The organism is Pyxidicoccus fallax, from assembly GCF_012933655.1.
GTDB lineage: Bacteria > Myxococcota > Myxococcia > Myxococcales > Myxococcaceae > Myxococcus > Myxococcus fallax.
In genome coordinates, this window is the sequence record NZ_JABBJJ010000488.1 from 1 (window position 1) to 7,251 (window position 7,251).

The 7,251-nt window shown below is 71.8% G+C and carries 7 protein-coding genes; 4 read left to right on the forward strand and 3 right to left on the reverse strand.

Going from position 1 to position 7,251, the window contains the following annotated elements; translation table 11 throughout:
- Window positions 1-256: 256 nt before the first annotated feature.
- The 3 genes from HG543_RS49680 (at window position 257) to HG543_RS49690 (ending at window position 2,569) form a co-directional block, all read left to right on the forward strand.
- On the forward strand, window positions 257-856 hold the full coding sequence (locus HG543_RS49680) for an RNA methyltransferase (protein ID WP_169351997.1): 600 nt from the start codon (window positions 257-259) through the stop codon (window positions 854-856).
- Window positions 857-920: 64 nt separating this feature from the next.
- Entirely contained in the window at window positions 921-1,976 is a 1,056-nt protein-coding gene (locus HG543_RS49685) for a GlxA family transcriptional regulator (protein ID WP_169351998.1), read from the forward strand.
- Window positions 1,973-2,569: a DJ-1/PfpI family protein gene (locus tag HG543_RS49690; protein WP_169351999.1), complete on the forward strand. Its 597-nt coding sequence runs from the start codon at window positions 1,973-1,975 to the stop codon at window positions 2,567-2,569. The genes HG543_RS49685 and HG543_RS49690 overlap by 4 nt, the downstream gene beginning before the upstream one ends.
- Window positions 2,570-2,572: 3 nt before the next feature.
- On the opposite strand, the gene HG543_RS49695 is transcribed toward HG543_RS49690, so the two are convergent.
- On the reverse strand, window positions 2,573-2,917 hold the full coding sequence (locus tag HG543_RS49695) for a hypothetical protein (protein ID WP_169352000.1): 345 nt from the start codon (window positions 2,915-2,917) through the stop codon (window positions 2,573-2,575).
- A 40-nt stretch (window positions 2,918-2,957) separates the two neighbouring features.
- Between HG543_RS49695 and HG543_RS49700 the strand changes: the two genes are divergently transcribed.
- Window positions 2,958-4,277, forward strand: coding sequence for a tetratricopeptide repeat protein (locus HG543_RS49700; RefSeq protein WP_169352001.1), 1,320 nt, complete (start codon window positions 2,958-2,960; stop codon window positions 4,275-4,277).
- Here the strand turns inward: HG543_RS49700 and HG543_RS49705 are convergent.
- Window positions 4,258-5,589: a M16 family metallopeptidase gene (locus HG543_RS49705; protein ID WP_169352002.1), complete on the reverse strand. Its 1,332-nt coding sequence runs from the start codon at window positions 5,587-5,589 to the stop codon at window positions 4,258-4,260. The genes HG543_RS49700 and HG543_RS49705 overlap by 20 nt on opposite strands.
- Window positions 5,586-7,127, reverse strand: a complete 1,542-nt coding sequence (locus tag HG543_RS49710) for an ATP-binding protein (protein WP_169352003.1) — start codon at window positions 7,125-7,127, stop codon at window positions 5,586-5,588. Before HG543_RS49710 ends, HG543_RS49705 begins: the two co-directional genes overlap by 4 nt.
- Window positions 7,128-7,251 lie beyond the last annotated feature (124 nt).

The following is a 7,251-nucleotide window of genomic DNA, read 5'->3' on the forward strand; positions in this document are numbered from 1 at the left end:
CTACCGGAGGGGGCTGACATGCCAGGGAGGGTGGGGCTCGTGCCTGGTGAGGACCTGGTAGGTCATCCAGCGGCGTGCCCTTCGTTCCAGTCATGGGGACCGGGGGAAGGGATGCGGTGCTCCGGAGAGCCGATAATCGAAAGGCCTCGCGTCTCCCCACCGGCCATGCGGAGAAGCGCCCGTGCCGTCGCCCGCGCCCACATGCGCATCTTCCAGCAGGTCGGACGCATCTATCGGACCAGCACGAGGAGGATGCTTGATTCGCACACTGAATGACGCGGTGGAACTGGTCCACACGCACCATGTCATCACCGAGGTGCCCACGCACGGGCCCGCCTCGCTCGTGGAGAAGGTCCTGGGTGGACGTCCCTCCGGGAGCTGGCGAGAGCACGCGAAGGGGCGGCTCGCCTATCGACTGGGACGGATGCTGCGCGCCTCGCCGGAGGTGCTCGCGGTACGGCTGGTGGAGGGCAAGGTCGCCTTCGTGGACCCCACGCTGTGGCCTTCCGTGTACCGCGTGGCCATGGAGCCGTCGCGTCGCCGCGCCTCGCTGGCGGGATTGTCTCCCGAGGCCCGCGAGCTGCTGACCGCCGTGGAGCGGAATGGCGAGGTGCGGCTCGACAAGGAGGGGCCGTGGACCAAGGCCCGTCAGACGCTCGTGGAGCGACTGCTGGTCCACTTCTCCGAGGCGCAGGAGGAGGACGGCCGTCACGTCGCGGTGCTGCGCTCGTGGCGGACCTGGGCCTCTCCGTCCCTCCGTGAGGACGCCACGACGCTCTCCTACGAGGACGCGCTGGCCCGCCTGCGCGAGGCGTGCGGCGGAGCGCCCACCGGGCTCGGTCCCTGGGTGTTCTGAATGGCCGGAAGTGTGGGCTGCGTGTCCTTGCGGCCAACCGGGGGAGGGGCGCACAGTGCCCCTCATGAAGCGAGCCCACCAGCGTCCACCGCGAGCGAGACCGGACTCCCGCGAGCCCCCGCTCCGGATCGCGCTCCTCGCCTTCGACGACGCGCAGATTCTCGACATCACCGGCCCGCTGGAGGTCTTCGGCCGCGCGTCCCGCTGGCTCCGGGAGGAACGCGGCGCCACCGGTGAGCGCTACGTGCTGGAGCTCCTCAGCGCGCACGGCCCCGTGCTGCGCTCGTCGTCGGGCCTGCGCCTCGTCGCGGACGGCGTGCTCCCGCGCGCGGGCCGCGGCGCCACCTTCGACACGCTGCTCATCGCGGGCGGCCGGGGCGTGCACCAGGTCGCGGAGGATGCGCGCGTCCTCACCTGGGTTCGCAATCAAGCGCCCCGCGTACGCAGGCTCGCGTCCGTCTGCACCGGGGCCTTCGTCCTCGCCGCCGCCGGGCTCCTGGATGGCCGCCGCGCCGTCACCCACTGGAGCGAGTGCGACCGGCTCGCGAAGCTCCACCCCGCCGTCCGCGTGGAGCAGGACCCCATCTACCTCCGCGACGGCCACGTCTACACGTCCGCGGGAGTCACCGCCGGCATGGACCTGGCGCTCGCGCTCGTCGAGGAGGACTGCGGCCGCGACATAGCCATGGCGGTGGCGCGCGAGCTGGTCCTCTTCCTCCGCCGTCCCGGAGGCCAGTCCCAGTTCAGCGCGCAGCTCTCCGCGCAGACCGCCGAGCGCGAGCCCCTGCGCGACTTGCAGGCCTGGATGGTGGACCACCCCGGAGACGACCTGCGCATCCCCGCGCTGGCCCGCCGCGTGGCCATGAGCGAGCGCCACTTCCGCCGCGCCTTCACCGCCGAGGTGGGCCTTCCTCCCGCGCGCTTCGCGGAGCAGGTGCGCGTGGAGGCCGCCCGCCGCGCCCTGGAGGAGACCTCCGACGGCGTGGACGCCATCGCCGCGCGCCTCGGCTTCGGCACCTCCGAGTCCATGCGCCGCGCCTTCAACCGCGTGCTGCGCACCAGTCCCACGACGTACCGCGAGCGCTTCCGCGCCGCGCAACCCAGGAGGCACCCCGAATGACGCGCATTGGAATCGTGCTGTTCGACGGAGCAGAGGAACTCGACTACGCCGGCCCGTGGGAGGTCTTCGCCGCCGCCGCGTACCTCCGCCCGGAGCTGTCCATCGACGTGAAGACCTTCGCCCATGACGGAAAGCCCATCCGCAGCGCCAAGGGCCTGCGCGTGCTCCCCGACGGCGCCCTCACGGACGCCCCGCGCCTGGACGTCCTCCTCGCCCCCGGAGGCGAGGGCCGCAAGCGCGAGATGCACGATGAGCGGATGCTCGCGTGGCTCCGGGCGAAGGGCGCCGAGGCGAAGTGGGTCACCAGCGTCTGCACCGGCGCCTTCCTGCTGCAAGCCGCCGGGCTGTGCACGGGGCGCCGGGTGACGACGCACTGGAGCGCCATCCATGAGCTGCGAGAGCGGGGCAACGTCACCGTGCTGGACGACATCCGCTACGTGCGGGACGGAAACGTCGTCACCGCGGCGGGTGTGTCCGCCGGCATCGACATGGCGCTGTGGTTGGTGGGACAGCTCTGGGACCCGGCCTTCGCGCGTCAGGTCCAGCGCTACATCCAGTACGAGCCGGCGCCGCCGTACGGCGCCGAGGTGTAGGTCCTACGCCGCCACGTCCAGCACTTCGAGCGCGTCACGGACACCGGGCAGGGCGGCGAGCAGCTCGAACTCGGCTGCCTGGAGCATGGACACGCGGCGGCCGGACATCCGCTCCATGATGAGCTCGATGCGGTAGCCGCCCTCCGCGTTGAGCTGCCGGGAGATGCGCGCACGGCGGCCCTCCGCCTGGCAGGCGAGGATGTCCTTCTGGAGGCTGCGCAGCCGCCGGAACACCTTCAGCGCCATCCGACCCTCGGGGGTGTCGAACGTGTGGAAGTGCCGGTTGCGCGACAGCGGCTTGCTGGGGTCATGGAGCCTCTCCACGAGGCGCCGAACGAATGGGTCCATCGACGGGGGAGGATAACATCCGGTACCCTCCCGCTCAGCGATGCCCTGGCGATTTTCGACCCGTCCCTGGACCCTGGCGCTCCTCCTCCCGCTCGCTTGCAAGGAGCCCGAGGCCGCGGCTGTCCAGAACCGTGCCCAGCAGGCCCAGGCCGCCCTGGCCGAGGGCCGTGCCTACATCTCCAAGGGCGAATCCGCTCCCGCCATCGCCGCGCTGCGCAAGGCGATGACGGCCGCCCCGGAGAGCGCCGAGCCCCTGCTGCTCATGGCCGAGGCCCAGCGGCTCGCCGGCAATGACGGCGCGGCCATCCTGGCGCTGAAGCAGGCGAAGTCCCTCGTGGGCGACGACCCGGCCCTCCAGCGGCAGCTCGCCGATCTGTACCTCCAGGACGGCCACACCCAGGACGCGCTCAGCACCCTCATCCGCCTGCGCGACACGGGCAGCCTCCCGGACGCGGACGTGCTCAAGCTGGCCCGCATCCAGGCCCGCGAGGGGCAGATTGACGCCGCCTTCAAGACGCTGGAGGCCATCCTCCGGGAGAACCCGGACGACCCGGAGGCCAAGGCGGTGGAGGCGGAGATCCTCCTCCTCAAGGGGGACGAGCTGCTGGCGGCCAACCTGATGGACCGGCTGCTGGCGCAGGACGCGGGGCTGACGTCCGCGCGGCTCTTGCGCGCGAGGTACTTCCTCAACAGCGGCTTCCCGGAGATGGCGGAAGCGGACCTGGGCGCGGTGCAGGGGCCGGAAGCGGCGCGCACGGACGTGGTGACGCTGCGCGCGCGGGTGCTGCTGGCCCTCTCCCGCCCCGCGGACGCCGAGGCGGCGCTGAGGAAGTTGGTGGAGGCCGAGCCGCGCAACGCCGAGGCCCTGGCCTGGCTGGCGGAGACGGTGCTGGCGCAGGGCCGCGTCCCGGACGCGCAGACCCTCGTCGACAAGGCGCTCCAGCTCCGGCCGAGCCTGCCGCGCGCGCAGTACGTGCGCGGGCGCGTGCAGGAGGAGCAGGGCGACCGCCGCGGCGCCGAGGAGAGCTACCGCTTCGCCCTCACCGCGGAGCCGCGCTTCGCCGCGGCCCACTCGCGGATGTGGCGCCTGCACCTGAAGGCCGAGCGCAAGGCGGAGGCACAGGCCTCCCTGGAGCGGCTGCTCACCCTGGGCGAGGCCTCCCTGGAGGAGAAGGCGGCGCTGGCGGGCCTCTACGCGACGCTGCAGACCAAGGTGTCCCAGGGGCTGAAGCTCATCGACGAGGCCCTGAAGCGCGAGCCGGACAACGCGGAGTACCTCCGCACGAAGAAGGCCCTCACCGCGCTCTTGCCGAAGCCCAAGAAGCGCTCCGGCCCCATCATCATCCGCGGAGGCCGCTGACGGCGGCCAGCGGGGGCGCCTCGGGGGCGGGAAGCCCGGGGGCCTCCGCCACCACGCGCTCCAGCGCCTTCAGGCCCTTGCGCTGGCCCACCGCCACCACCGTGAGGTTCTCCCGGTGGAAGTAGCGCCGGGCCACCTCGCGCACGCGCGCGGCGGACTGCGCGTCCACCAGGTCCGCGCGGTGGCTGAAGGACTCGGGCGCGTTGAACAGCTCGTTGACGCCGAACCAGCCGGCCAGCTCGCCCGGCGAGTCCTGGGCGAACTCCAGCAGCATGCGGTGGCGCCGCTTGGCCCGGGACAGCTCCTCCTCGCCCACCTCGGTGTCGCAGAGCGTGCCGAGCACGCGGAACGCCTCGGCCACCACCTGCGAGGCCTTCTCCGGCGCGCTCGCCGCTTCAATCTCGAAGAGGCCCGCGTCGTGGTACGTGTCCAGCGACGCGTGGACGGAGTAGGCCAGTCCGCGCTTCTCCACCACTTCGAAGGGCAGCCGCGACGACAGTCCGTCATCCAAGAGGCGCCGGATGATTTGCAGCGCGGGCTGGTCCTCGTGCCGGTCCGGCACGGTGCGGAAGTTGAGGCGGAACTCCGTCTGCGACTCGTCGTGGGCCACGAAGTGCAGCCGGGGGGCGGGGGCGCTGTACGTGGGCGGCACCTCGAGGTTTCCGGGGCCGGACGGCAGGCGGGCGAAGGCGCGCTCGGCCATCTCCAGGACCTCCTGGCGGTTGACGCGGCCGGCGGCGGTGACGACGAGGTTGCCCGCCACGTAGTGCTTGGCGAAGTGCTCCAGCACCTGGGCGTGGGTGAGGGCGGAGACGGACTCGCGCGTGCCCGCGATTTTGAGGGCCAGCGGGTGGTTGGGGAAGAGCAGCCGCTTGGACAGGTTGTCCAGGTCGATGTCGCGGCCCTTCTCGTCCACCTCGTCCAGCATCTCCTCGAGGATGATCTGCCGCTCCACCTCCATGTCGGTGAGGCGGGGGCGGGTGAGCATGTCGCCGAGGATGTCCATGCCCACGCGCAGGTACGCGGGGTGCAGCGGCGTGTAGTAGTAGCCGTGGTCCCGGGTGGTGACGCCGTTGAGGTTGCCACCCACCTCCTCCACGGCGGCATTCATCTTCACCGTGTCCGGCCAGCCTTCGCTGCCGCGGAAGAAGAGGTGCTCCAGGAAGTGGCTGACGCCGTTGTTGGAGACGGTCTCGTGGCGACTGCCCGTCCGCACGTAGATGGCGAGCAGGGCGGTGTGCAGGTGGGGCGTCTCGACGGTGACGACGCGCAGCCCGGAGGGCAGCACGTCCCGGTACGAATTGAAGCTCATGCGCGAGGAAGCCTTAACACGAAGGAGGTCCCCTGGCCGGGAATACTCTGGCAGGAGAGCGAGCCCCCGTGGGCCTGGAGGATCTGCTGGCTCACCGCGAGCCCCAGCCCCGTGCCTCCCTCCTTGGTGGTGTAGAAGGGCTCGAAGAGGTGGCGTCGGGTCTCCTCCGACATGCCCTGACCCGTGTCCGCGATGGTGACCTCCACGTCACGCTCCAGGGGGCGGGTGGCCACGGTGAGCCGGCCGCCGCCGGGCATGGCCTCGCGGCTGTTGCGCAGCAGGTTGAGGAACACCTGGCGCAGCTGGCCCTCGTCCGCGAGCACGGGGGGCGTGTGCTTGTCGAAGTCGCGGACCACCTCCACGCCGGCGCGCTCCAGCTCCTCGCGGCTGAAGTCCAGCACGCCGTCCAGCACGGCGGTGACGTCGCGCGGGTCCAGGTCCGGCCGGGGCGGGCGGGCCATGCGCAGGTAGTGCTCGGTGACGTCGGCCAGCCGGTCCACCTCGCGGGTGACGGCGGACAGGAGTTCCTTCACCTCGCCCGCGTCGTCGTCGGAGGGGAACGACGCGCGCTCCAGCCCGTCCTGGAGCAGCTCCACGTTGAGGCCGATGGAGGACAGGGGGTTGCGCACCTCGTGGACGATTTGCGCGGAGATGCGGCCCACGGCGGCGAGCTGCTCGGCGCGCATGAGGGCCTCGGCCTGGGCCTTGATTTGCGCCTCGCGGGCCTGGAGCGAGCGGGCCATCTGGTCGAACTCGCGGGCGAGCACGGCGACCTCGTCATCGCCGCGCACGCCGAGCTGGGCGCTGTAGTCGCCCTTGCCGATGCGGGACACGCCCTCGATGAGGGTGCGCATGGGGCGCAGCGTGCGCGCGGACCAGGCGGTGGCGCCGAGGCCCAGGGCGATGGCGGCCAGGGAGAAGCCGATGATGAAGACGCCGGTGGTGCGCTCGCGCTCCTCGGCGTCGTCCACGCGCTCGCGGATGCGGTTGGCCAGGGCCACGCGGAGCACGCGAATCTCGCGGCCGATGGACGTCTCCAGCTGGCGCAGCTCGGCGCTGGCCTTGGCCACCTGTTCGCGGTCCGGGGTGGGGGAGGACAGCGTGGTGAAGACCCGCTCCGCGACACGGCCGTAGTCACGGTAGCGCGAGTGAATCTCCCCGAAGCGGTTCTCCAGATCGAGGATGAAGGGGGCCTCGCTGGGGGGCGCGAAGGCCAGCACCTCGCGCGCCTTGCCCTGGGCGACGGTGAGCCGCTGCGACATCAGGGGCGGGAAGTACAGGCGCGCCAGCCGGATGAAGGCACGACGGGCCTCCACGTTGCCCTCGTCCAGGAGCCGCTCGGTGTCCTTCTCCTGGGTGGTGTGGAAGGTCTCCAGCTCGGCGGCGTCCTGGGAGAGCTGGAGGTAGCCCTGGCTGACGAGCCGGATTTCCAGCCGGTTGCGGTGCAGCTCCGTCACGCTGAACAGGGACACCAGTCCGAAGGTGACGAGCACCACCGCGTAGCCGAGGAAGATGCGCGTGGCGAGGGAGAGCTTCACGGGAAGTCATCGCTACGCGGGCCGGCGGCTGGAAGCAAGTCGCACGGTGCGTCCATTCCCGTTCTTCAACGGCCGGCCGCCCTCCCGGGGAGCGGGCTCGTGGGGGCAGGCGGCGCCTCCGGGG

Excerpts from the sequence above, each read along its gene's own strand:
- HG543_RS49690 (WP_169351999.1), top strand. The coding sequence starts at position 1,973 with ATGACGCGCATTGGAATCGTGCTGTTCGACGGAGCAGAGGAACTCGAC.
- HG543_RS49685 (WP_169351998.1), top strand. The coding sequence starts at position 921 with ATGAAGCGAGCCCACCAGCGTCCACCGCGAGCGAGACCGGACTCCCGC.
- HG543_RS49695 (WP_169352000.1), bottom strand. The coding sequence starts at position 2,917 with ATGGACCCATTCGTTCGGCGCCTCGTGGAGAGGCTCCATGACCCCAGC.
- HG543_RS49700 (WP_169352001.1), top strand. The coding sequence starts at position 2,958 with ATGCCCTGGCGATTTTCGACCCGTCCCTGGACCCTGGCGCTCCTCCTC.
- HG543_RS49705 (WP_169352002.1), bottom strand. The coding sequence starts at position 5,589 with ATGAGCTTCAATTCGTACCGGGACGTGCTGCCCTCCGGGCTGCGCGTC.